The sequence below is a fragment of the Sediminimonas sp. genome, assembly GCF_024637375.1.
GTDB lineage: Bacteria > Pseudomonadota > Alphaproteobacteria > Rhodobacterales > Rhodobacteraceae > Sediminimonas.
In genome coordinates this window covers 37,192-60,403 of record NZ_JAGXFK010000058.1, presented here as the reverse complement: position 1 = coordinate 60,403, position 23,212 = coordinate 37,192, and the positions used below count along the sequence as shown (strand labels likewise).

Genomic DNA, 23,212 nt, shown 5'->3' with positions numbered 1-23,212 from the left:
GGAAGCCGATTTGGGGAAAATACGTTGCCCCCCGCCGGTGCGTCGATTAGGTTTTCGGCAAAGAGTGCCGTTCGAAAACCCGCGGCACAGCAGGGTGGGACATGGCGAGAATGCGGACATCATTGTTGATTTCGGGTCTGGTGGGTGTGGCCATTGCGGCACCGGCTCTGGCGCAGGACGGCACGGTCCAGACCAAGCAATACGACGATGGCGGCGTCTACGAGGGCACCTTCAAGAACGGATTGCAGCACGGCACCGGCACCTACACGTTGCCCAACGGGTACGAGTATACCGGCGAATGGGTCAATGGCGAGATCCGCGGCCAGGGCGTGGCGCGGTTTCCCAACGGATCGGTCTACGAGGGCGAATTCGCCAACGGCAAACCCGAGGGCATCGGCAAGATCGTCTTCCCCGATGGCGGCACCTATGAAGGCGAGTGGGAGAACGGCAAGATCAGCGGCCAGGGCGTGGCCGTCTATGCCAACGGCGTGCGCTACGAGGGCGGCTTTCGCAACGCCATGCATCACGGTCAGGGGGTGATGGAATCGCCCAGCAGCTATGCCTATGAAGGCGACTGGGTGAATGGCGTCAAGGAAGGCGAGGCGACGATCACATACCCCGACGGCTCGGTCTACGAGGGCGAGGTGCAGGGCGGCACCCGCGCGGGCGAGGGCAAGCTGACCATGCCCGACGGGATGATCTACGAAGGCACATGGGAAGGCGGACAGATCAACGGCAAGGGCCGGCTGATCCAGCCCAACGGCGATGTCTACGAGGGTGACCTGGTCAATGGCCGCCGGCAGGGCGAGGGCCGCGTCACCTATGCCAACGGCGATGTCTACGAAGGCGAGTTCAAGGACGACAACCGCCACGGCCAGGGCACCTTCACCGGCGCCGACGGCTACGTCTACGAGGGCGGCTGGGTTGCCGGCGAGATCGAGGGCCAGGGCCGCGTCACCTACCCCGACGGGTCAGTCTATGTCGGCCAGTTCCGCGACGGCCAGCCCGACGGCACCGGCAAGATCACCTATCCCGACGGCTCGACCTACGAGGGCGAGTGGCGCGCCGGCGTGATCGAAGGCGAGGGCGTGGCCACCTATGCCAGCGGTCTGGTCTACGAGGGCGAATTCAAGGATGCCAAGAACCACGGCACCGGCGTGATGACCTACCCCGATGGCTACCGCTACGAGGGCGAGTGGCAGGACGGCCAGCGCCACGGCCAAGGCACCGCCACCTATCCCGACGGCACCGTCTACGAGGGTCAGTTCGCCAACGGTCAGCGCCATGGCCAGGGCAAGATCGTGATCCCCGACAACCCCGAGACCGAAACCGACGAAAGCTTCGTCTACGAGGGCGAATGGAAACAGGGCGAGATCAGCGGCAAGGGCGTGGCCACCTATTCCAACGGCGATGTCTACGAGGGCATGTTCGAGAACGGCAAGCGGCAGGGATCGGGCACGATGCGCTATGCCGATGGGCAGGAGGCCAGCGGCCAGTGGCAGAACGGCGCCCTGCTGGAGGAGTGACGCGCACCACTGCCACGGGCCTCAGACCACCTCGCCCGCCGACAGCCGGCCGAGGATCGCGTCGCCCCCGGGCATCCTTTCCCAGGTGCGGCAGACCGGCCCCATCCGCGGGTTGCTGACAAGCCGGTCGCGGTGGCGGGCGGAAATGCCAGTATGGCAGGTTGAACGGGCACGCCCCGGCGCCCGTTCGGCTTGCCATTCTTCAACCACATGGCGACAAGTATCCACAGGGTCCAGCAGGCCGATGTTCAAATTCGGCGGAATCACCGAATGATGCACATAAGCGTCGCCCTGCACCATCGCGCCCTGATAGTCACCGAATGCCTCCAGCGCCTGCGCCCGTGTCACCGCCAAGCCGACCGGGCGCAGGGTGCCGAAATTGCCGGGAAAGCGCCGCGATGTCGGGCGAAAGCTGATCGCCCAGCGCCGCGATCAGGCACCCTACCACGGGATCGGCTCGCTCGCATAGTCGAGGAACCCACCGTTCTGGCGGCGGTTCAACCCGTCCATCACCTCGCACAACCTGGCCGCCGCATGGCCGGGCGCCACCTTGGCATGGCCCGGATAACCGGCGGTGAACGGCGTCTCGACGGTGCCGGGGTGCAGCGCCACGACGATGGCCTGCCGGCGCTGGCGCCCGATCTCGATTGCTGCGCCGCGCACGACCTGGTTCAACGCCGCCTTCGAGGCCCGGTAGGAATGCCATCCGCCCATGCGGTTGTCGCCGATCGAGCCCACGCGCGCCGACAGCACCCCCACCACGGCGCGCGAATCGCGCGGCAACAGCCGCCCCACATGACCCAGGATCAGCGCCGGCCCGATCGCGTTGACCGCCATGACCCGCGCCATGCGCGCGGCATCTATCGCGTCCAGGGATTTTTCCGGGGCGCCGCCATCGGCCAGCGTGCCGGTGGCAACGACGATGCGCGCGAACGGCCCGTCGAGCGGCGATAGTGCGCCCTCGATGGCCGCCGGGTCGGTGACCTCCAGCCCGTCTTGCGCCCGCGACAGGCCCGTGACGGCGTAGCCCCGCGCGCCGAGTTCGGCCGCGATGGCCGCGCCAATCCCGCCCGAGGCGCCGATGACCAATGCCCTGTCCATTGCAGGCGACCTAGCCGCACGCGCAGTGCGTTCAACCGGAAAATTCGCGCTTTTCATTTGCCCCGCAGGATGTATATGCTGCCCCCATGACACAGACGGGCCATATCGCGACTTGTGCGCGCGCCGCCGGCGCCCTGCCCGGTGCCCTGCTTCTGCTAAGCCGCCTCTGAGCGTGCCACCCCGGCGCGACCGCTCAGAGGATGTGCCCTTCGCGCCCCGCCACCCTTAGCAGATTTTCCAGACCAGAGTTGTCACCATGACCCAGATTCCTGAACAAGACCGCGTCTTGATCTTCGACACGACGCTGCGCGACGGCGAACAATCGCCCGGCGCCACCATGACCCATGCCGAGAAACTGGAAATCGCCGAGATGCTCGACGACATGGGCGTGGACATTATCGAAGCGGGCTTTCCGATCTCCTCCGAGGGCGACTTCAAGGCCGTCAGGGACATCGCCGAACGCTCGAAACAGGCGGTGATCTGCGGGCTGGCGCGCGCCAACCCCAAGGATATCGACCGCTGCTGGGAGGCGGTGAAACACGCCCACCGGCCCCGCATCCACACCTTCATCGGCACCTCGCCGCTGCACCGCGCGATCCCGAACCTCACCCAGGACGAGATGGCCGATCGCATCCATGAAACGGTCAGCCACGCGCGCAACCTGTGCGACAACGTGCAATGGTCGCCGATGGACGCCACCCGCACCGAATGGGATTACCTCAAGCGGGTCGTCGAGATCGCCATCAGGGCCGGTGCCACCACCATCAACATTCCCGATACGGTGGGCTATACCGCGCCGGTGGAATCGGCCGACCTGATCCGCCGGTTGATCGCCGAAGTGCCGGGCGCCGGCGAGATCGTCTTCGCGACCCACTGCCACAACGATCTGGGCATGGCCACGGCCAACGCGCTGGCCGCCGTCGAAGGCGGCGCGCGCCAGATCGAATGCACAATCAACGGGCTGGGCGAACGTGCCGGCAATACCGCGCTGGAAGAGGTAGTGATGGCCCTCAAGGTGCGCCACGACATCATGCCGTGGCACACGCGGGTGGACAGCACCAGGATCATGAACATCAGCCGCCGCGTTGCCACCGTTTCGGGCTTCCCGGTGCAGTTCAACAAGGCCATCGTCGGCAAGAACGCCTTCGCCCACGAATCCGGCATCCACCAGGACGGGATGCTCAAGAACGCCGAAACCTTCGAGATCATGCGCCCCGCGGATATCGGCCTGGCCGAAACCAGCCTGGTGATGGGCAAGCATTCGGGCCGCGCCGCGTTGCGCGCCAAGCTGCACGAGCTGGGCTTCGATATGGCCGATAACCAGTTGGCCGATATCTTCGCCCGCTTCAAGGATCTCGCCGATCGCAAGAAAGAAGTCTACGACGAAGACCTGATCGCGCTTGTCCATGCCGGCGACGACCCGGAAAACGACCGGCTCCAGATCAAGTCGCTGCGCGTCGTGTGCGGCACCGGCGGCCCGGCCGAGGCCGAGTTGGAAATGGTCATCGACGGCACCGGAAAGACCGCGCGCGAAACCGGCGACGGCCCCGTCGATGCCGCCTTCAACGCCGTCAAGGCGCTGTTCCCGCACGACGCACACCTGCAACTCTACCAGGTCCACGCGGTGACCGAAGGCACCGACGCCCAGGCCACCGTCAGCGTAAGGATGGAGGAAGAGGGCCGCATCGTCACCGGCCAGTCGGCCGACACCGATACCGTGGTGGCCAGCGCGCGCGCCTATGTCAACGCGCTCAACCGCCTGCTGGTGCGGCGCGAGAAATCCGCCCCCGGAGAGGACACCCGCGCCGTCAGCTACAAGGACGCGGGCTGAGGCGGGAGGCGCGACACCCGCAAAGCCGGGGCCGGGGTTGGGGGCTCTGCCCCCGCCGCGCGCTTCGCGCGCGCCTCCCCCGGGATGTTTTTGGCCAGAAGAAGCCCCGGGGCAGCCGGTTCGACAACCGCTTCATCTTTCCAGAAATACTCCCGCCGGAGGCGCCCGCATCCTCAACCCGCGCGCCGGTAGCCGGGTCACGCCGGCGCGCGCAGCTTGTCGGCGCCATCCAGCACCAGCGGGTGCAGCCCCTCGCCGCCCGCGGCGATATGGTCCAGAAGTTGCGCGCGCATCCGCGGCTCCCAGAAATCGTTGAGGTGATCGGCCACCTTTTCGGCCTGCCCTTCCCCGGGCTGGCTTTCGAAGAAGATGGCAATCTGGTTGGCCATGTGGACCATTTTCTCAGGCGACATCGTGCGTTCCCCTCTTGATGCGGTTTTCGTGGGAATAGACCTCGATCCCGCCACCGCGGACGAAGGCGGCCACGGTGATGCCCGCCGCTTGGGCCAGGCGCAGGGCATGGGCCGTGGGCGCCGAGACCGCCACCAGCAGCGAGCAGCGGGCCATGGCGCATTTCTGCACCATCTCGACCGAGACGCGGCTGGTCAACACGAAGGCACCCTGCGCGGGGTCGTGCCCCTCGCGTGCCAACGCCCCGATCACCTTGTCGAGCGCGTTGTGGCGGCCCACGTCCTCGCGCGCGGCGACGATGCCCGCGCCGGGGCGGTAGAACCCGGCGGCATGAACGGCATTGGTCTGATCGTGCAGCGGCTGGTGGCTGTCGCGCAGCGCCTCCACCGCCTGCGCCAGGTCCGACGCGGCCGGCGTCGGGCCGTCCCGGCCCACATGCGGCAGCGGGCGCACCGCCTGTTCAAGGCTGTCGATCCCGCACAGCCCACAACCCACCGGCCCGGCCATCTGTCGCCGCCGCGCGGCCAGCGCCGCGCCGCGCCCGCCGCGCAGCCAGATGCGCGCCTCGATCCCATGGTCGTGCGCGACCTGTTCGAAGTCGGCGATCTGCGCGAGGTCGGTCACGATCCCCTCGGTCAGCGAAAACCCGGTGGCGAAGTCGGCGATGTCCGCCGGGGTAGCCATCATCACCGCCTGGGTGGTGCCGTCATAGACCATCGCCACCGGCACTTCCTCGGGCAGCGTGCGGGTGATCCGGCGCTCGTCGCCCGGCCTGACCGACAGGCCGGCCATGCTGCGGCTGGCGGGATAGCGTGTCATGGCGCGCCCTACTCCGCCGCCGGCAGGATGCGGCGCGCGCGCGCGGCCTGCGCAGCGTAATCCTCCTGCCAGTCGGTAGGCCCGTTCGACAGGCTCACCTGCACCGCGGTCACCTTGTATTCGGGGCAGTTGGTGGCCCAGTCGCTGAAATCGGTGGTGACCACGTTGGCCTGCGTATCGGGGTGGTGGAAGGTGGTGTAGACGACGCCGGGACTGACCCGGTCGGTTGCCCGGGCGCGCAGCGCGGTGTCGCCGGTGCGGCTGTTCAGCCTGACCCAGTCGCCGTCCTTGATGCCGCGCAATTCGGCGTCGTGGGGGTGAATTTCCAGCACGTCCTCTTCGTGCCAGATCACGTTCTCGGTACGCCGGGTCTGGGCGCCGACGTTGTACTGCGACAAGACCCGCCCGGTCGTCAGCAACAGCGGAAAGCGCGGCCCGGTCCGCTCTTCGGTGGCGACGTACTCGGTCACGATGAACCGCCCCTTGCCGCGCACGAAACCGTCGACGTGCATCAGCGGCGTACCCTCGGGGTGCGCCTCGTTGCAGGGCCACTGAACCGAGCCAACTTCCTCCAAGAGGTCGTAGCTAACGCCGGAAAAGCTGGGCGTGGTGGCCGCGATCTCGTCCATGATCTGGCCGGGGTGATCGTAGCTCCAGTCGCCGCCCATGGCATTGGCCAGCAACTGCGTCACTTCCCAGTCGGCATAGCCGCTGCGCGGCGCCATCACCTTGCGCACGCGGTTGATGCGCCGCTCGGCATTGGTGAAGGTGCCGTCCTTTTCCAGGAAGGTCGAGCCGGGCAGGAACACATGGGCGTAATTGGCCGTCTCGTTGAGGAACAGGTCATGCACGATGACGCATTCCATCGCCGCCAACCCGGCGGCGACGTGCTTGGTGTCGGGGTCCGATTGCAGGATGTCCTCGCCCTGGCAGTAGAGCCCCTTGAAGCTGCCATCTACCGCGGCATCCAGCATGTTGGGGATGCGCAGGCCCGGCTCGGGGTCGATCTCGACCCCCCAGAGCGATTCGAACACCGCGCGCACGTCGGCGTTCTTGACATGGCGGTAGCCCGGCAATTCATGCGGGAAGCTGCCCATGTCGCACGACCCCTGCACATTGTTCTGCCCCCTGAGCGGGTTCACACCCACGCCGGGCCGGCCCACGTTGCCGGTCATCATGGCAAGGTTGGCGATGCCGATCACGGTGGTCGACCCCTGGCTGTGCTCGGTCACACCGAGCCCGTAATAGATCGCCCCGTTACCGCCAGTGGCATAAAGCCGCGCCGCCGCGCGCAACTCGTCCGCGGGCACGCCGGTCAGTGCCTCGGTCGCCTCGGGGCTGTGGCGCGGGTCGCTGACGAATTCGGCATATTCGGCGAACTCGTCCCAGTCGCAGCGCTCCCGGATGAAGGCCTCGTCCATCAGCCCTTCGGTGACGATGACATGCGCCATCGCGGTGACTACCGCCACGTTTGTGCCGGGGCGCAAGGCCAGGTGATGCGACGCCTCGATATGCGCCGATTTCACCAGGTCGATGCGCCGCGGGTCGATGACGATCGCCTTTGCCCCCGCGCGCAGCCGCTTTTTCAGGCGGCTGGCGAATACCGGGTGCGCGTCGGTGGGGTTGGCGCCGATCACGATCACCACGTCGGTCTGCTCGACGCTGTCGAAATCCTGCGTTCCGGCACTGGTGCCCAGGGTCTGGCCCAGCCCGTAACCGGTGGGTGAGTGGCACACCCGCGCGCAGGTATCGGTGTTGTTGTTGGCGAACACCTGCCGCGCCAGTTTCTGCACCAGGTAGGTTTCCTCGTTGGTGCAGCGGCTCGACGTGATCACCCCGATTGAGCGGCGCCCGTACTCTTCCTGCAAGCCGCGCAGCTTGTTCGCGGCGAATTCCAGCGCCTCGTTCCAGCCGACCTCGCGCCAGGGCTCGTCGATCGACTCGCGGATCATCGGGCCCAGGATGCGGTCCTTGTGCGCGGCATAGCCATAGGCGAACCGCCCCTTGACGCAGCTATGCCCGCGGTTGGCCTTGCCGCCCTTGTAGGGCACCATGCGCACCACCTGGTCGCCGTTGAGTTCGGCCTTGAACGAACAGCCGACCCCGCAATAGGCGCAGGTGGTCACCACCGACCGTTCCGGCGTGCCCAGTTCGATCACCGATTTTTCCTGCAAGGTTGCGGTCGGACAGGCCTGCACGCAGGCGCCGCAGCTCACGCAGTCCGACGACAGGAAATCGTCGCCCATCGCGCCGGCGCTCACGCGGCTCTCGAAACCGCGCCCCTGGATTGTCAGCGCGAAAGTGCCCTGGACCTCTTCGCACGCGCGCACGCAGCGCGAACAGACGATGCACTTGCTGGGGTCATAGGTGAAATAGGGGTTCGAGTCGTCCTTGGGCATCCATTGCGGGTTGGCCTCGCCGCCGCTGCGCGCCTCGAAATGGTTGGTCAGGCCGCCCGATTGCGGTGCCTCGTAGCGCACGTCGCGCAACCCCACCATGCCGGCCATGTCCTGCAGTTCGCAATCGCCGTTGGCCGCGCAGGTCAGGCAATCAAGCGGGTGGTCGGAGATATAAAGCTCCATCACGCCGGTGCGGATCTTGCGCACCTTGTCGGACTGGGTGCGCACCACCATTCCCGGCGCCACCGGCGTGGTACACGAGGCGGGCGTGCCGCGCCGTCCCTCGATCTCGACCACGCACAGCCGGCACGACCCGAACGCCTCGACGCTGTCGGTGGCGCACAGCTTGGGTATCTGCAACCCCGCCTCGGCCGCCGCACGCATCACCGAAGTCCCTTCCGGCACCGTCACGGCAAAGCCGTCAACCGTCAGCGTAACCGGCGCGCCCTGTCTGGCCGGGGTGCCCATGTCGCGGTCGTCGGGGATGATGAAATCCTTCATGACAGAACCTTTCGTGCATCTGCTGTCCCGGCCTTCTTCTGGCCGGAAATATCCCGGGGGGTCCGGGGGGCAGCGCCCCCCGGACGGTCGCCGCCGCAGGCGGCGAAACCGCTCGGCCCGGTCATTCCGCCGCCTCCCGGTGGAGGCCGAAATCATCCGGGAAATGGCGCAGCGCCGACATCACCGGGTAGGGCGTGAAGCCCCCCAGCGCGCACAGCGAGCCATCGGTCATCGTCTCGCACAGATCGCTCAACAGGCCGGCCGCCGCCGCATCGCCCGCGACGATGCGGTCGATGGTCTCGACGCCCCGCACCGCCCCGATCCGGCACGGCGTACACTTGCCGCAGCTTTCCACGGCGCAGAATTCCATTGCCAAGCGCGCCATCTGCGCCATGTCGGTGCTATCGTCGAACACCACCACCCCGGCGTGCCCGATGAGCCCGCCAGCCCCGTCGAATTCCTCGTAGCCAAACGGCGTGTCGAACTCGTCCGGCACGAAATAGGCACCCAGCGGGCCGCCCACCTGCACCGCCTTCACCGGCCGCCCCGTCGCGGTGCCGCCGGCGATGTCGTTGACCAACTCGCCCAGGGCCATGCCGAAGGCGGTCTCGAACAGCCCGCCATGTTTGACGTTGCCGGCGATCTGCACCGGGATCGTGCCCTTTGAGCGGCCCAGCCCGAAATCGGCGTAATGCGCCGCGCCGCGCTCGAAGATCACCGGCACCGTGGCCAGGCTGAGCACGTTGTTGACAACCGTCGGCCGGCCCATGAACCCCTCGATCGCCGGCAGCGGTGGCTTGGGCCGCACCACGCCCCGCTTGCCTTCCATCGAGTTGAGCAGCGACGTTTCCTCGCCACATACGTAAGCCCCTGCGCCAACACGGATTTCCATGTCAAAAGCGACACCCGAGCCCAGCACATCATCGCCCAGCAGGCCGGCGTCGCGGGCGGTGTCGATAGCGGCATTCATCACCGCGATGGCCACCGGGTATTCGCTGCGCAGGTAGACATAGCCCCTGGTTGCCCCGACCGCGCGCCCGGCGATCGCCATGCCCTCGATCAGGCTGAACGGATCGCCCTCCATGATCATGCGGTCGGCGAAGGTGCCGCTGTCGCCCTCGTCGGCGTTGCAGACGATGTATTTCTGCGCCGCCGGGGTGTCATGCACGGTTTTCCACTTGATGCCGGTTGGAAATCCCGCGCCGCCGCGCCCGCGCAGGCCGCTGTCGGTGACGTCCTGCACGATGGCGGCCGGGTCCGCATCCAGCGCCCGGCGCAGCCCGGCAAGCCCGCCATGGGCGGCGTAGTCGTCCAGGTCCAGCGGGTCGATCACCCCGCAGCGCGCGAAGGTCAGCCGCGTCTGGCGGGCGAAAAAGGGGATGTCCTCGACCGGGCCCAGCGTCTCGGCGCTGCCGTCCAGTATCGCGGGCACGTCGGCCACGCTCACCGGGCCATAGGCCAGGCGCACACCGTCGCGCTCGACCTCGACCAGCGGCTCCAGCCACACCATCCCGCGCGAGCCGTTGCGTACAACCTGTACGTCCATATCGCACGACCGGGCCGCAGCGCGGATCGCCTCGGCCACCTCGTCGGCGCCCAGTGCCTTGGCGGCGCTGTCGAGGGGAACGTAGATCTTCATGCCCCGGCCTCCGTCAGGATCGCGTCAATCTGCGCCGCGTCCATGCGGCCCACCAGCCGGTCATCGACCATCGCCGCCGGCCCGCAGGCGCAAAGCCCCAGGCAGTATACCGGCTCGATCGTCACCGCGCCGTTGGCGCTGGTGCCGTGCCAGGCAACACCGGCGCGCGCCAGCGCCGCGTCGGCCAGCGCCGCGCCGCCCATCGCCTGGCAGGCCTCGGCGCGGCAGATTTTCACCACATGGTGGCCGGCGGGCACGTCGCGGAAATCGTGGTAGAAACTCAGCACTCCGTGGACCTCGGCCGCGGTGATGTTGAGCGCCTCGGCAATCATCGGCACCGCCGCCTCCGGGACGTGGCCGAACGCATCCTGCACGCTGTGCAGGATCGGCAAGAGCGGCCCCTCCTGCGCGAGGTGACGGTCGATCAGGGGCTGGATGTCCCCGGCGGATGGCTGCGGCAGGTGCTGGCGCATATCGCCCCCCAGTCGTTGCTGTGCCTGTCCCCCGTGGCCGAAATCGCGCGCCGATTCAATATCGAGTTTCCGTTGATTGATAGGAGTAGCCTATCAGAAACGCGCGATTTTCTCAATCGCCGGCCGCGGCGGCCGGACCATCGCGCGCGACCTGCCCGGCCTCGGCCAGCAGCGCCCGCAGCACCGGGGTGTGCGGCTCGCGATAAGGCGCCACCAACCCCACGGCGTGGCCCGCGCCCGCCTGCACGATGGGGATCACCCGCAGCGGCTTGCCCGCGGTCAGGAACCGCGCCAAGTCGAACGGCAGGATCGTCGCCCAGTCGCCATGCGAAACGTGCGAAACCAGCACCACGGTCGAGTTCGACTCCATCCGCGCCTGCGGCGCCACCCCGGCATCCATGAAGTTCTTGTTGATGATGCGGCGGTTCTGCATGTCCGGGGTCAGCATGCACAGCTTGAGGTCGGCCAGGTCCGCCCAGCCCACCGTGTCGCGCCCGGCCAGCGGGTGATCGGGGTGGCAGACCAGCGTGTAATGCTCGCGGTAGAGAAGCGCGGTCGAAACCCGGCCCAGGGGCTCGTTGTCGAGATAGGACAGCCCGGCGTCGATATCGAGGTTTTCCAGCATCGTCAGGATCTCGGCCGAGGTCCGCGACAGGATGGTGAAATCCACGTTCGGGTGGCGCTGGTTGAACCCGGCCGCAAGCCGCGAGGCCCATGTCAGCGCCGTCGGAATCACCGCCAGCCGCAGATGCCCCGACAGCCCCTTGCCGGTCTGGCGCATCTCGTCGCGCAGCATGCGCACGTCGCCGACGATCTGGCGCGCCCAGACCAGCGCGCGCTGGCCCTCGGGCGTCAGCCCGCCATAGCGCGACCCGCGCTGCACCAGTTTGACGCCCAGTTGGTCCTCGAGCTGGCGGATGCCGGTCGAAAGCGTCGGCTGGGTGACACCAAGGCTGGCGGCTGCGCGGCCGAAATGCTGCTCTTTCGCCAGCGCCAGGAACATTTCCAGCTTTGCTATCATGTCAAACCGATACCACCGGAGCGCGGCATTTCAATGTAAATCGGCTATTCGGGAAGGGCGTTGGCGCGCAATACCTCGATCGGCACGATATCCAGCGTCGCGCGGTGGGTCGCCGGCAGCAGCACCCGCGGCGCGCACCCCTCTTCGTGCGCTTGCAGGAATCGCGCCGCGCACAGGCACCAGCGGTCACCGGCGCGCAGGCCGTCGAAGCCGAATTCCGGGCGCGGGGTGCTCAGGTCGTTGCCGACGTATTTCGAATAGGCCAGGAACTCGGCCGTCATCACGGCGCAGACGGTGTGGCGGCCTGTATCCTCGGCGCAGGTGTTGCAGTGCCCGTCGCGAAAGAACCCGGTGCGCGGCGCGTTGGAGCAGGGCTGCAACGGCGTGCCCAGAACGTTCACCGGATCATCCTTTTCGATCATTGCACGTCCCTGCCTGTTGCTGCGGCCCTCAGACGCTTTCGGCGATCAGCCGAAAGATGCGTATGTTTTCCTCCACCAGCCATCCTCGCGGAACTTCCGGTCGGCGGCAATGGTAGCGATCACGAGGATCAACAAGCGCCGAGGCCGCAGTTTCGTCATTCGGCGCACGGTGTTTCCCTTGCGACCGCCCCGGCACACAATGACGGCGGGCGCGGCGAAAATCCAGATGCCTGATCGGTGCCCTGCCGCAGGGTCACGGACGGGTCATCGAAACCTGTCCCTCAGCCTTTGCAGGGGCGAGCGGTCGTCTGGCGGGTCAGGGGGCGCGTCGGATGCGTCCCGTTTCTCTGCGGGCTTTTCCGCCCCGGGTTTCGAAGGCCGCGGCGGGGCGACGCGACGGGCCACGGCATTCAGGAATCGACCGTTGTCGCCCTTTGCCAGGTCGGCGGCGCCGTCGCTAATGCCGCGCATCAGGTCATCCAGCCAGTCCTGGTCGGCGCGGGCGAAATCGTGCAGCACGTAGTGCGCCACCGCGTCCTTGTGGCCGGGATGACCGATGCCCAGACGCACGCGCGCGAAACCGGCGCCGATATGTGCCTGGATCGAGCGCAACCCGTTGTGGCCCGCGTGCCCGCCGCCACGCTTGACCCGCACCTTGCCCGGCGCCAGGTCCAGTTCGTCGTGGAACACGATCACGTTCTCGGCGGGCAGCTTGTAGAAGCGCGCCACCTCGCCCACCGACTGGCCCGAGAGGTTCATGAACGTCTGTGGCTTGAGCAACACCACCTTTTCGTCGCCCAGGCGGCCCTCGGTCACCAGGCCCTGAAAGCGCGCGCGCCACGGCCCGAAGCCGTGATCGGCGGCGATCCTGTCAACCGCCATGAAACCGATGTTGTGCCGGTTGGCCGCGTATTTCGCGCCCGGATTGCCCAGCCCCGCGAAGATCAGCATGCGCGCATTCCCCTGCCTTGTACCGCGACAGTCCTAGCGCGGTCGCGCGGCAACCTCAACGGCGCAGGAAAAAGGGCGCGGTGCCGCCTCCGGCGCCGCGCCCTCCGATATCTCCCGACCGACGGGATCGACGAGGCGTCAGTCTTCGCTGCTCTCGCCGCTGTCTTCGGCGGTCTCGGCCTCGGCCTCTTCGCCTTCTTCCTCTTCGTCATCCGCCGAACGCAGGCTGGACGGTGCCGAGACGTTGGCGATCACGAAATCGCGGTCGATGGTCGGCTTGGCGCCCTTGGGCAACTCGACGTCGGAAATGGTGACGGTATCGCCGATCTCGCATTGCGACAGGTCCACGGTGATGCTTTCGGGAATGTCGCCGGCGGTGACGCGCAGCTCCACCTCGGGGCGCACCACGGTCAGAACGCCGCCCTTGCTCAGGCCGGGGCAATCTTCCTCGCCGGTGAATTCGACATGGATGTAGAGATTGATCTTGGTCGTGCGGCGCAGGCGCAGCAGGTCGACATGCGTGGGCAGGTCCTTGACCACGTCGCGCTGCACTTCGCGGCAGATCACCCGCACGTCCTCGTGCCCCTCGACCTTGAGGTTGAACAGGGTCGACTTGAAGCGCCCGTCCTTGAGCCGCTTGATGAGGGCGTTGTAGGGGATGTTGATGGGCAGCGGATCGTTGTCGCCACCGAATACGATACCCGGAACCAGATGCGCGCGGCGCGCTGCACGAGCGGCGCCCTTGCCCGTCCCCGTGCGTTCCTGGGCGTGAAGATCAGGAATTTCTCCAGCCATGTCAGTCTCCATAAGATTGGGGCGGGCATCCTCCAAGGCTGTATGCCCGCGTCAAGGCTGCGCGTATAGACCAACGCCGCCGGGTTGGAAAGAGGGCGGCAGCCGATTTTTCGCGGTCATCGCCGCGCGCCCCGCTCAGCCCAGAAGATGCCCCCCGGCGGCCATGATCCGCGCGTGCAGATCGAAATCGGCCGCTCGCGCGGCGCGCAGGCGCGCCTCGACGTCCGGGCTGATCGGCGTGTCGACGGTGGGCGAGACGTTGCGCCACGACAGCTCGATGTCACGGCCTAGACGCTCTTCCATGAAGCGGTGGAAAACACCCAGCTTTTCATAGGCGAAGAGGTGCTCGAAGCGCACCGCACCGTCGTCGCCGGCGAGAAAGGCGTACTGGCTGCCCACGGCGGCATAGCGCGGCGGGTCGTCGGCGATCGCGGCCAGCACGAAACTGTCGAAATCGACATCCGCGGCGCTGCGCGGGGTGCCGCGACGTTCGGGGCGGTGGCGGTAGCGGTACCAGCTGCGCAGGTGATCGAGCGGATCGCGCACCACCGCGGCACGCGCCGGGCGCAGCCCGTGCGCCTGGTCGAGCCAGGGGGCGAAGTGGCGCTCGTAGGCACGGGCGCTCATGTGCTTGAGGTAGCCCTTGTGCGCCAGCACGATGTCGGCACGCCCGCGCAGCGACACATGATAGGCGGTGCTGCCGGTCTTGGGCACCGCGAAGAAGGTCAGATTTGCATCGACGAAAATCAGCACTTGGGTGGCCCCCGGGATTTTCATTCAGACTGCCCGCGCGGCGGCGCGGCATCAAGCCCTGTCGCCGTCTGGCCGGGGTCGAGACAGCGGCGCGCGGCCGGGGGCCGCGCACAGGGCGTCTCGCCGTCGCCCGGCGGGCGCCGGCTCGGGTTTGCGGTCAAGGCGCCGCGCCGCTGCATGAGGCTGGACCCGTGGCGGGTGCGGGAGCCTCCGGCGGGAGTATTTACGCAAAGGTGAAACCGGGGGCGGTCAAGTACGCCTGAGCTTTTCGTGATCGAGGCGCTGGTGCGCGATTTCCTCGTTGCGATCGGCGGTTTGCTGGTCGGCGAGGGCGCGTTCGACGTAAGTCAGGTGGGCCTCCACCGCGGCGCGCGCGGCGGCCGGGTCGCGCGCCTGCAGCGCGTCGTTGATGGCGCGGTGCTGGTCGAGCAGCATGTCGCGGGTGGTGCGCTGCTTGAACATGACCTGGCGGTTGTAGAACACGCCCTCGCGCAGCAACTGGTACATCGAGCGCATCATGTGCAGCATGATGATGTTGTGGCTGGCCTCGATGATCGACAGGTGGAAATCGGCGTCGAGCCGCGCCTCGTCGGCCGGGTTGCGCTTGGCATGGGCGGCTTCCATCTTGTCGAATACGGTCTGGATGACGCGCAGGTCGGTATCCGAGGCCAGCTTGGCGGCGCGTTCGGCGGCCAGCCCCTCCATGTCGCGGCGAAACGAGATGTAGTCGAACACCGCCTCGTCATGGGCCGAGAACAGCCGCACCAGCGCCGGCGAGAAGGCCCCGCCCAGCACGTCGGCCACGTAGATGCCCGCGCCCGCGCGCGATGTCAGCAGGCCCTTGTCCTGTAGTTCGGCCACCGCCTCGCGCAGGGACGGGCGCGAGACGCCCAGCCGCTCTGCCAGGTCCCGCTCGGCGGGGAGGCGTTCGCCGGGGCGCAGGATGCCGCGCAGGATCAGCAGCTCGATCTGGCGCGACACGGCGAGCGAAAGCTTCTCGGGCTGGATTTTGCGAAACGGCATCGGGTCTCCGGGTCGGTTCATGGCGCCAAGAACAATAGGCAGGCCGCGCCGGGGCGGCAACCGCGTTTCGCACCGCCGCGCCAGACGGGTTAACCCGGCGTTTACGCCCGCGCGTGCAGGCTGAGCCATGGTTCGCAAGGGCATGGTGTTGGTTTGGCTGCTACTGGCGGGCTGTGACGCGCCCAGCCCGTATTTCAGTGCCGTCGCGCCGGTGCGGATGACGGTGGGCGGCAGCACCTTCGATCTGCGCCGTCGCGGGCGGCTGGTGGAAGCGGTGCGGGTCAACCCGCAATACGCGCCGCGGTTGGGCCCGGTGGCAGCGCGGGCCGGCGTCGCGATGGCACGGATGACCGGCTGTCGCGTGCGCGGGTTGCGCGGCGACCAGGCGCTGATCCTGGGCATTCTCGACTGCGACGCGGCCGATTCGGGGGCTTATTGAGCCGGGCAGCGGCGCGCAGGGGTTGACCCGGCGCTGTTGGCCACCTTTGTCACATGGTATCGGGAGAGAAATGAAAGGGGCCGCGGATGAATATCGGCGATGTCGCGCGTTTGTCGGGCCTGCCGGCCAAGACGATCCGCTACTACGAACAGATCGGGCTGATCACGCCGCTGCGTGGCGACAACGGCTATCGCCGGTTTCGCGACAGCGACCTGCACAAGCTGCGCTTTCTGGGCCGGGCGCGGGCGCTGGGGTTCAGCATCGAGGAATGCCGCACCCTGCTGGCGCTTTACGAGGACGACAGCCGCGCCAGCGCCGATGTGAAGGCGATCGCGCGCGAACACATGGCGCGAATCGAGGCCAAGATCGCCGATCTGCGGGCGATGCACGACACCCTGTCGCATCTGGTCGAGGCCTGCGCGGGCGACGCGCGCCCCGATTGCCCGATCCTGGCCGACCTGGCCGGCAAGACGCGCTGAGCGGCCTCAGCCCGCCCCGGCGCCGCGCGCGGGTTTGAACGGCGCCATGCCGGCGCGCGCCAATTCGTCGGCGCGCTCGTTTTCCGGGTGGCCGGCATGGCCCTTGACCCATTCCCAGGTCACGTCGTGGCGCGCCTGCGCCGCATCCAGACGCTGCCACAGCTCGACATTCTTGACCGGCTTCTTGGCCGATGTCTTCCAGCCGTTGCGCTTCCAGCCGTGGATCCAGCCGGTGACGCCGTTGCGCACATAGGTGCTGTCGGTGATGATGGTGATCGCCGACGGCCGCGCGAGGCTTTCCAGCGCGTTGATCGCCGCCAGCAGCTCCATCCGGTTGTTGGTGGTCGCCACCTCGCCGCCCGAAAGCGCGCGCTCTTTCACCACGCGGTCGCCCTCGCGCGCCTGCATCAGCACACCCCAGCCCCCGGGCCCGGGATTGCCGGAGCACGCCCCGTCGGTATAGGCGATCAGGTCATGGGGCATGGGCGGCCTCCGGCAAGGGTTTCAGAAGAACACGTTGGCGGCCAGGCAAGCCACGCTCACCGCGGTCAGCGGCACGCGCAGGTGCATCCACCATGGCGGCGCCAGCCCGTGACGCCAGAACAGCCAGTCCAGCCCCAGCACGCCGCCGAACCCGAACATCAGGTTCATGCCCGCACTGACCGGCCCGCCGCCGACCATCAGGAACGCCCACAGCGCCGGGATCACCGACAGCGCGTAGCCGCTGGCGGCCACCTGGCCGCTGGCGCGGGTGGCAAAGCCCCACAGGACGCCGGACATGAACGAAAGGATCACCGTGCCATAGGCCAGCCCCACGTACGGCCCGGCAAAGCGCGGCCCGATGGTGCGCGCCGTCCACAGCCCCAGGTCGGGCACCAGCCCGCTGACCGCCGACCAGATGAACGGGATCAGACCCGCCAGCCCGAGGGCCAGCGCCGAGGCGGGGATGGCGCGCATGGCCGTGCCCTCCTGCTCAGGCCGGCGCGCGCAGCGCGCGCGGCACCTTGAATTCGACGTTTTCGGTGGCGGTCTCGACCTCGTGCACCGTTACCTCGTAGCGGGTGCGCAGCGCCGCGATCACCTCGTCCACCAATTCCTCGGGCGCCGAGGCGCCGGCGGTCAGGCCAAGACTGCGCATGCCGTCGAGCGCGCGCCAGTCGATATCGGCGGCGCGCTGGACAAGCTGCGCGTACCCGCAGCCGGCGCGCGCGGCGACCTCGACCAGCCGCCGTGAATTGGACGAATTCGGCGCCCCCACCACCAGCATCGCGTCGATGCGCGGCGCCATCGCCTTGACCGCCTCCTGCCGGTTGGTGGTGGCGTAGCAGATGTCTTCCTTGTGCGGGCCGACGATGCGCGGGAACCGCGCGCGCAGCGCCGCGACGATATCGGCGGTATCGTCGACCGACAGCGTGGTCTGGGTGACGAAGGCCAGTTTTTCGGGGTCGCGCACGTCGACGCGCGCCACGTCCTCGGGGGTTTCGACAAGCAGCACTTCGCCCGGTGGCAGTTGCCCGGTCGTGCCGATGGTTTCAGGGTGGCCGGCATGGCCGATCATGATGATCTGAAGGCCCGACTGATGATGGCGCTCGGCCTCGATATGCACCTTGCTGACCAGCGGGCAGGTGGCATCGACATAGACCATGTTGCGTGCCTGCGCCTGCGAGGGCACCGATTTCGGCACCCCGTGGGCGGAAAAGATCACCGGGCGGTCGTCGGGGCAGTCTGACAGTTCCTCGACAAAAACCGCGCCCAGGTCGCGCAGCCGGTCGACGACGAAACGGTTGTGCACGATCTCGTGGCGCACGTAGACGGGGGCGCCCCATTTCTCCAGCGCCATCTCGACGATCTTGATGGCGCGGTCGACGCCGGCGCAAAAGCCGCGCGGCGCGGCAAGGAAAAGGTCGAGGGGCGGTGTGGTCATTGGCGTCTCCTGTCGGCGCCACAGGTAAGACGAAGCGCGCCGCGCGTCCAGCCCCCGGCGCACGCGCGTGTTTGCCGGGGGCTGGACGTCGCCGCGGGGATCACGCGGTCACGCCCAGCGCAGCGCGCGCCGCCGGGTGGCCACGCACGGTTTCATGCAGGCGCTCGGACATGTCGCGCCCCACCACCCGCCGTTTGCGCAACCAGAACAGCTTGCCCCAGCCGCGCCAGGTGCCGACGCTGGGCGCATCCGGGTCGGTGGGAAAGCGCCCGCACCAGCCCTCGGGCAGCGGCAGCGCGCATTCCTCCATCCGCTCCAGCATCCACACCAGCGCGATGTTGGCCAGCGGCCGCGCCGGGGTGTAGCCGCCCAGGTGCCCGCCGATATCGCCATGGGTGCCGGTAAACCAGACCTGGCGCACATCGCCTTCCCACTCCGGCGGGCATTCCCACAGCACCGGGTCGAAGACCTCGCGCGTCTCGTCCAGCGCCAGGGCGTGGAAGCCGTGCAGGATCGACGGCCCCAGGTGGTGGTTGTGAAAGGCGTGGTTGCGCGCCGAGCGTTCCCACAGGAACGGCAGCCGCAGCCCCAGCGCCTTGACCGTGTCCCACACCGCGACCGCTTCGATCGGAACGTGGGCGTGGCAGCGGCCGCCGGCGAAGGCGCGCGCCTGGTCGGTCTTGCCCGGCGCGGCGTAGAGCCGATAGGTCTGGCGGATGTTACGTTCGGTCGCGCACGTGGCGCGCAGCAGGCCGACCCGGTCGATCATCCCCGCCAGCGAGCGCACCGCGTAGGCGCCGCGCGAGTACCCCATCAGGAAAATCCGGTCCCCGGGCCGATAGCGGCTGGCAAGGAAACCGTAGGCGCGCCGGATCTGCTGGTTGATGCCGCGCCCCATCATGACGTGATGGGTGGTGCGCCAGTCGCACCATTGCAGCCCCGCCTCGTAGTAAAGCGACAGCGCCGGGCGCGCCTCGCACAGCAGCTTGTAGGTCAGCCCGGCATTGGTTTCGTCGCCGGGCTCCAGCGTCGACATGGTGCCATCGAGGATGATGACGTGGGTCTGCGACCCGCGCCTCTCGGACAGCGGCGTGTGCCCCGCGCGCTGCCCGGGGCGGACCCATTCGAGAAAGCTCTTACTCAGCCGCCTGAGGCGTTCCATCTTCATTGAGCATCTCCCAAACGCGCGACGGCGTGAACGGCATGTCCGCCCGGCGTACCCCGCGCGCCCACAGCGCATCGAGCACCGCGTTGGCGGTGGCTGCCATCGCGCCCACGGTGCCGGCCTCGCCGCAGCCCTTCATTCCCATCGGGTTGGCGGTCGAGGGCACGGGTTCGGTCGCGAAACCGATCATCGGCAGATCATCGGCCCTCGGCATGGCGTAGTCCATGAACGTTGCCGTGAGCAACTGCCCGTCCTCGTCGAATACCGTGTGTTCGGTAAGGGCCTGGCCCACGCCCTGCGCCACCCCGCCATGCACCTGCCCCTCGGCCAGCAGCGGGTTGATGAGGTTGCCGAAATCGTCCACGACCGTGTAGCGGTCGAGCGTGACCTTGCCGGTATCGGGGTCCACTTCCACCTCGGCCACATGGGCGCCGTTGGGGTAGCTGCGCGCCGGCAGGGTGGCGCGCGCCTCGTGCACCAGAAGGTCAGTGCGCCCGTCGGCAAGGGCCATCTGCGCCGCCTCCAGCAGCGTCGGCGTCAGGTTCGATCCGGGCGCGCGAAAAGTCTCATGGTCGAAGCTGACGGCGCTTTCATCCACGCCCAGTTTCTCGGCCAGGTAAGGGGTGAAGGCAGCGACCATCACATCGACCGTGGCCAGCGTGGCGTTGGCCTGCACGGTGACCGAGCGTGACCCGCCGGTGCCGCCGCCCTTTTCGATCAGGTCCGAATCGCCCTGTACCACGCGGATGCGATCGGGCGGGATGCCGGTCTGATCCGACAGGAAATGCGCATAGACGGTTTCATGCCCCTGCCCGTTGCTTTGCGTGCCGACATAGATCGTGGCGGTGCCGTCAGCGCCGAATTCCACCTTGGCGCCCTCGGACGGATCGCCCAGGATGCTTTCGATGTAATAGGCCAGCCCCATGCCGCGCAGCCGCCCCCGCGCGGCGCTGGCCGCGCGCCGGGCTTCGAACCCGTCACGGTCGGCGGCGGCTTCGGCGTGGTTCAGAACGCGGGCGAAATCGCCCACGTCGTAGGTTTCGCCGGTGGCGCTGACATATGGAAAGGCATCGGCCGGGATGAAGTTGCGCCGGCGCAACTCCCACGGATCGACGCCCAGTTCGCGCGCGGCCATGTCCATGACGCGCTCCAGCAGATAGATCGCCTCGGGCCGACCGGCGCCGCGATAGGCATCCACCTGCGTGGTGTTGGTGTAGTACCCTTCGACATGCAGGAACGTGTCCTGCACGTCGTAGGTGCCCATCATCACCTTGGAAAACAGCGTCGTCTGGATGATCTGGCCGAAATTGCTGTTGTAGGCGCCCAGGTTACAGCGCGAGTCCACCCGGTAGCCGGTGATCCGGTGATCGGCGTCGAAGCCCATCATCACCTCGTGGGTCAGGTCGCGGCCGGCGTGATCGCTCAGCATCGCCTCGGTGCGCTCGGACATCCAGCGCACCGGCCGGCCCAGCGCGCGCGCGGCGTGGGCGACGACGAAATACTCGTTGTAGGGCGGCGCCTTCATCCCGAAGCCGCCGCCGACATCGGGGTTGGTCACGCGCACCTGGTCGCGGTCAAGACCCAGGACGCGCGCGATCTGCGCCTTGGGCCCCCACACGCCCTGCCCGTTGAACGACAGGTGCAGCCGCCCGCCCTGCCATTCGGCGAAACAGCCGCGTGGTTCCATCGAGTTCACGATCACGCGGTTGTCGTCCACCTGCATGCGCACCACGTGCGCGGCGCGCTCCAGCGCCGATGCGCAGGCGGCCTCGTCCCCCATCGCCCAGTCAAAGGCGCGGTTGTCGGGCGCCGCGTCGGGGTGAATCGCCTCGCCCCCCGGCGCAAGGCCCAGCTTGGCGGGCAGATCGTCATAATCCAGTTCGATCAGCTCGGCGGCGTCGCGCGCATGGTCCAGCGTTTCGGCGATGACCACCGCGACGGGTTCGCCGACATGGCGCAGCCGGTCGCGTGCCAGGATCGGCCGCTCGGGGCCGGCGGCGGGGGTGCCGTCGCGGTTTTCAATCGTGATGCCCCAGATGCCGGCGGTGATGCCGGCGGCGTCGAGATCGGCGGCGGTGACGACCATGTGCACGCCCTCGGCGTCGCGCGCGGCACCCACGTCAAGCGCCGTGATCCGCCCGTGCGCCACCGGCGAGCGGAAAACAAGCGCGTGCAGCGCGCCCGCAGGCGCGATATCGTCCACGTATTCGCCATGCCCGGTCAGGAATCGCTGGTCCTCGATCCGCGTGATTGGCTGGCTTTTGCCGAATTTTTCCATGATGCGCCCCATTCGCTGTCTCGGGCGCACCCTAGCTCACCGTGCGGCACTGTCCAGTGGATCACAGCCGGCCGACAGTGATCGGATCGCCCGGGCCATAGCCGTTGAACCCGGTGGCAAGCGCCAGCGAATAGGCCCCCTGCCCGTGGAACAGCAGGTAGTCGCCGTCGGCCACGTCGCCCGGCAGGGCCACCGGGTCGGGCAGCCGATCGAGGCTGTCGCAGGTCGGTCCGAACACCACGCGTGGCTGCGGGGCGCCCCGGCGCGGGGCGCCGTCGGGCGCGTGCACGGTGATCCGGTCGCCCTGCGCGAGGTCGCGCATTTCGGACAGCCCGCCATAGATGCCGTCGTTGATGAACACCGCCCCGCCCGGGCGCCGCGCCTTGACGCGCGCAGCCAGGGTGAACGCCTCGGCCACCATGGCGCGGCCCGGCTCGCACACCAGCGCCGGCGCATCGGCGCCAAAGGCCGCGTCCACCGCCGCGCGGATACGGGTGAAAATGGCGTCGAGGTCCGGCGCATCGGCGCCGGCGCGATGCGCGGCAAAGCCGCCACCGACGTTGAGCCGCGCCAGCCGCACGCCGGCGCGGCAGGCCACGTCGGCGCAGGCCGCGACATAGGCCGCCCAGGCGGACGGATCGGCGCACTGGGTGCCGGGGTGGAAGGTCATCGCCGGGGTGAACCCCATCTCCGCCACGCGGGCCAGCAATTTCTCGGCCGCCTCGGGGTTGGCGCCGAACTTGTCGCCGAAGTCATAGGCCGCGCCCTTGACCGGCAGCGCCAGGCGCACGCTCACTTCGGCGGTGCGCGGCACATCGGCCAGCTTGTCCAACTCGGCCGCGCAATCGACCGACCACGATGCCACCCCAAGCGCCACGCCCGCTGCCACCTCGTCGGGCGAGCGCACGGGGTTATTGTAGTGCAGCACCGCGTCGGGACAGGCCGCGCGCGCCGCGCGCATCTCGGCCGGCGAGGCCACGTCAAAGGCGCGCACCCCGGCGGCGGCGAGGTTTTCCAGCACCTCGGCGCGCGGGTTGGCCTTGACCGCGTAGGTTACCAACCCGTCGAACCCGGCCCGGAACCGCCGCGCGTTGGCCTGCAACACCGCCGGGCAGAAATACATCACCGCCGTGTCGGGCCGCACGCGGGCCAGGTGGGTCAGGGGGTCACGCCAAAGGGGCTCTGCGCGCATGTTCGGGGTCTCCTGCTGCTCGTTTTCTCCAGTCTGGGGCGAAATGCTGTCGATTCCTGTCGTCACCTTG

Annotated in this window: 23 protein-coding genes; 4 read left to right on the top strand and 19 right to left on the bottom strand. The window is 68.2% G+C overall.

Annotation, left to right across the window (positions count from 1 at the left end):
- The first annotated feature begins 110 nt into the window (after positions 1-110).
- The gene (locus tag Q0L89_RS09720) at positions 111-1,526 is read left to right on the top strand and encodes a 2-isopropylmalate synthase (protein WP_296764375.1); all 1,416 of its coding nucleotides are present in this window, start codon (positions 111-113) and stop codon (positions 1,524-1,526) included.
- Positions 1,527-1,547: 21 nt separating this feature from the next.
- Here Q0L89_RS09720 and Q0L89_RS09715 read toward each other — a convergent pair whose 3' ends face one another.
- Positions 1,548-1,880, bottom strand: coding sequence for a hypothetical protein (locus Q0L89_RS09715; protein ID WP_296764373.1), 333 nt, complete (start codon positions 1,878-1,880; stop codon positions 1,548-1,550).
- A gap of 87 nt (positions 1,881-1,967) precedes the next feature.
- A complete protein-coding gene (locus Q0L89_RS09710; protein WP_296764372.1) occupies positions 1,968-2,627 on the bottom strand; it encodes an SDR family NAD(P)-dependent oxidoreductase in 660 nt (219 codons plus the stop codon).
- 256 nt (positions 2,628-2,883) lie between these two features.
- Here Q0L89_RS09710 and Q0L89_RS09705 point away from each other — a divergent pair, with 256 nt between their 5' ends.
- Positions 2,884-4,458: a 2-isopropylmalate synthase gene (locus tag Q0L89_RS09705; RefSeq protein ID WP_296764370.1), complete on the top strand. Its 1,575-nt coding sequence runs from the start codon at positions 2,884-2,886 to the stop codon at positions 4,456-4,458.
- Between the two features lie 197 nt (positions 4,459-4,655).
- On the opposite strand, the gene Q0L89_RS09700 is transcribed toward Q0L89_RS09705, so the two are convergent.
- The 11 genes from Q0L89_RS09700 to Q0L89_RS09650 form a co-directional block, all read right to left on the bottom strand.
- The gene (locus Q0L89_RS09700; protein ID WP_296764368.1) at positions 4,656-4,871 is read right to left on the bottom strand and encodes a formate dehydrogenase subunit delta; all 216 of its coding nucleotides are present in this window, start codon (positions 4,869-4,871) and stop codon (positions 4,656-4,658) included.
- Entirely contained in the window at positions 4,861-5,688 is an 828-nt protein-coding gene (fdhD, locus tag Q0L89_RS09695; protein ID WP_296764365.1) for a formate dehydrogenase accessory sulfurtransferase FdhD, read from the bottom strand. The genes Q0L89_RS09700 and fdhD overlap by 11 nt, the downstream gene beginning before the upstream one ends.
- 8 nt (positions 5,689-5,696) lie before the next feature.
- Positions 5,697-8,588 carry a formate dehydrogenase subunit alpha gene (gene fdhF, locus Q0L89_RS09690; RefSeq protein WP_296764363.1) on the bottom strand — a complete coding sequence of 964 codons (2,892 nt, stop codon included), beginning with the start codon at positions 8,586-8,588 and terminating at the stop codon, positions 5,697-5,699.
- Positions 8,589-8,709: 121 nt separating this feature from the next.
- Positions 8,710-10,227: an NADH-quinone oxidoreductase subunit NuoF gene (locus tag Q0L89_RS09685; protein WP_296764360.1), complete on the bottom strand. Its 1,518-nt coding sequence runs from the start codon at positions 10,225-10,227 to the stop codon at positions 8,710-8,712.
- Positions 10,224-10,700, bottom strand: coding sequence for a formate dehydrogenase subunit gamma (locus Q0L89_RS09680; RefSeq protein ID WP_296764359.1), 477 nt, complete (start codon positions 10,698-10,700; stop codon positions 10,224-10,226). The genes Q0L89_RS09685 and Q0L89_RS09680 overlap by 4 nt, the downstream gene beginning before the upstream one ends.
- 112 nt (positions 10,701-10,812) lie before the next feature.
- Positions 10,813-11,721 (bottom strand): LysR family transcriptional regulator, encoded by a 909-nt coding sequence (locus tag Q0L89_RS09675; protein WP_296764357.1) that lies wholly within the window; start codon positions 11,719-11,721, stop codon positions 10,813-10,815.
- A 44-nt stretch (positions 11,722-11,765) separates the two neighbouring features.
- Complete coding sequence (locus Q0L89_RS09670) at positions 11,766-12,143, bottom strand: DUF2237 domain-containing protein (protein ID WP_296764356.1); 378 nt, start codon at positions 12,141-12,143, stop codon at positions 11,766-11,768.
- A gap of 264 nt (positions 12,144-12,407) precedes the next feature.
- Complete coding sequence (gene pth, locus Q0L89_RS09665) at positions 12,408-13,094, bottom strand: aminoacyl-tRNA hydrolase (protein WP_296764353.1); 687 nt, start codon at positions 13,092-13,094, stop codon at positions 12,408-12,410.
- Positions 13,095-13,232: 138 nt separating this feature from the next.
- Positions 13,233-13,889 carry a 50S ribosomal protein L25/general stress protein Ctc gene (locus Q0L89_RS09660; protein WP_296764351.1) on the bottom strand — a complete coding sequence of 219 codons (657 nt, stop codon included), beginning with the start codon at positions 13,887-13,889 and terminating at the stop codon, positions 13,233-13,235.
- Positions 13,890-14,024: 135 nt separating this feature from the next.
- Complete coding sequence (locus Q0L89_RS09655) at positions 14,025-14,666, bottom strand: hypothetical protein (RefSeq protein ID WP_296764348.1); 642 nt, start codon at positions 14,664-14,666, stop codon at positions 14,025-14,027.
- Between the two features lie 225 nt (positions 14,667-14,891).
- Positions 14,892-15,665 (bottom strand): FCD domain-containing protein, encoded by a 774-nt coding sequence (locus Q0L89_RS09650; RefSeq protein ID WP_296764345.1) that lies wholly within the window; start codon positions 15,663-15,665, stop codon positions 14,892-14,894.
- A gap of 127 nt (positions 15,666-15,792) precedes the next feature.
- On the opposite strand from Q0L89_RS09650, the gene Q0L89_RS09645 reads away from it, so the two are divergent.
- Both Q0L89_RS09645 and cueR read left to right on the top strand, forming a co-directional pair.
- Positions 15,793-16,104 carry a hypothetical protein gene (locus Q0L89_RS09645; RefSeq protein ID WP_296764343.1) on the top strand — a complete coding sequence of 104 codons (312 nt, stop codon included), beginning with the start codon at positions 15,793-15,795 and terminating at the stop codon, positions 16,102-16,104.
- Positions 16,105-16,190: 86 nt separating this feature from the next.
- Positions 16,191-16,583, top strand: coding sequence for a Cu(I)-responsive transcriptional regulator (gene cueR, locus Q0L89_RS09640; RefSeq protein WP_296764340.1), 393 nt, complete (start codon positions 16,191-16,193; stop codon positions 16,581-16,583).
- Between the two features lie 6 nt (positions 16,584-16,589).
- Here the strand turns inward: cueR and rnhA are convergent, their stop codons facing one another.
- The 6 genes from rnhA to Q0L89_RS09610 form a co-directional block, all read right to left on the bottom strand.
- The gene (gene rnhA, locus Q0L89_RS09635) at positions 16,590-17,066 is read right to left on the bottom strand and encodes a ribonuclease HI (protein ID WP_296764338.1); all 477 of its coding nucleotides are present in this window, start codon (positions 17,064-17,066) and stop codon (positions 16,590-16,592) included.
- Positions 17,067-17,087: 21 nt separating this feature from the next.
- Positions 17,088-17,540 carry a DUF3429 domain-containing protein gene (locus tag Q0L89_RS09630; protein WP_296764335.1) on the bottom strand — a complete coding sequence of 151 codons (453 nt, stop codon included), beginning with the start codon at positions 17,538-17,540 and terminating at the stop codon, positions 17,088-17,090.
- 16 nt (positions 17,541-17,556) lie between these two features.
- A complete protein-coding gene (gene ispH, locus Q0L89_RS09625; RefSeq protein WP_296764333.1) occupies positions 17,557-18,507 on the bottom strand; it encodes a 4-hydroxy-3-methylbut-2-enyl diphosphate reductase in 951 nt (316 codons plus the stop codon).
- A 100-nt stretch (positions 18,508-18,607) separates the two neighbouring features.
- Positions 18,608-19,669 (bottom strand): DUF2235 domain-containing protein, encoded by a 1,062-nt coding sequence (locus Q0L89_RS09620; RefSeq protein WP_296764407.1) that lies wholly within the window; start codon positions 19,667-19,669, stop codon positions 18,608-18,610.
- Positions 19,644-21,950, bottom strand: a complete 2,307-nt coding sequence (locus Q0L89_RS09615; protein ID WP_296764330.1) for a xanthine dehydrogenase family protein molybdopterin-binding subunit — start codon at positions 21,948-21,950, stop codon at positions 19,644-19,646. The genes Q0L89_RS09620 and Q0L89_RS09615 overlap by 26 nt, the downstream gene beginning before the upstream one ends.
- Before the next feature lie 61 nt (positions 21,951-22,011).
- Positions 22,012-23,142, bottom strand: coding sequence for a type III PLP-dependent enzyme (locus tag Q0L89_RS09610; protein WP_296764327.1), 1,131 nt, complete (start codon positions 23,140-23,142; stop codon positions 22,012-22,014).
- Positions 23,143-23,212: the final 70 nt, after the last annotated feature.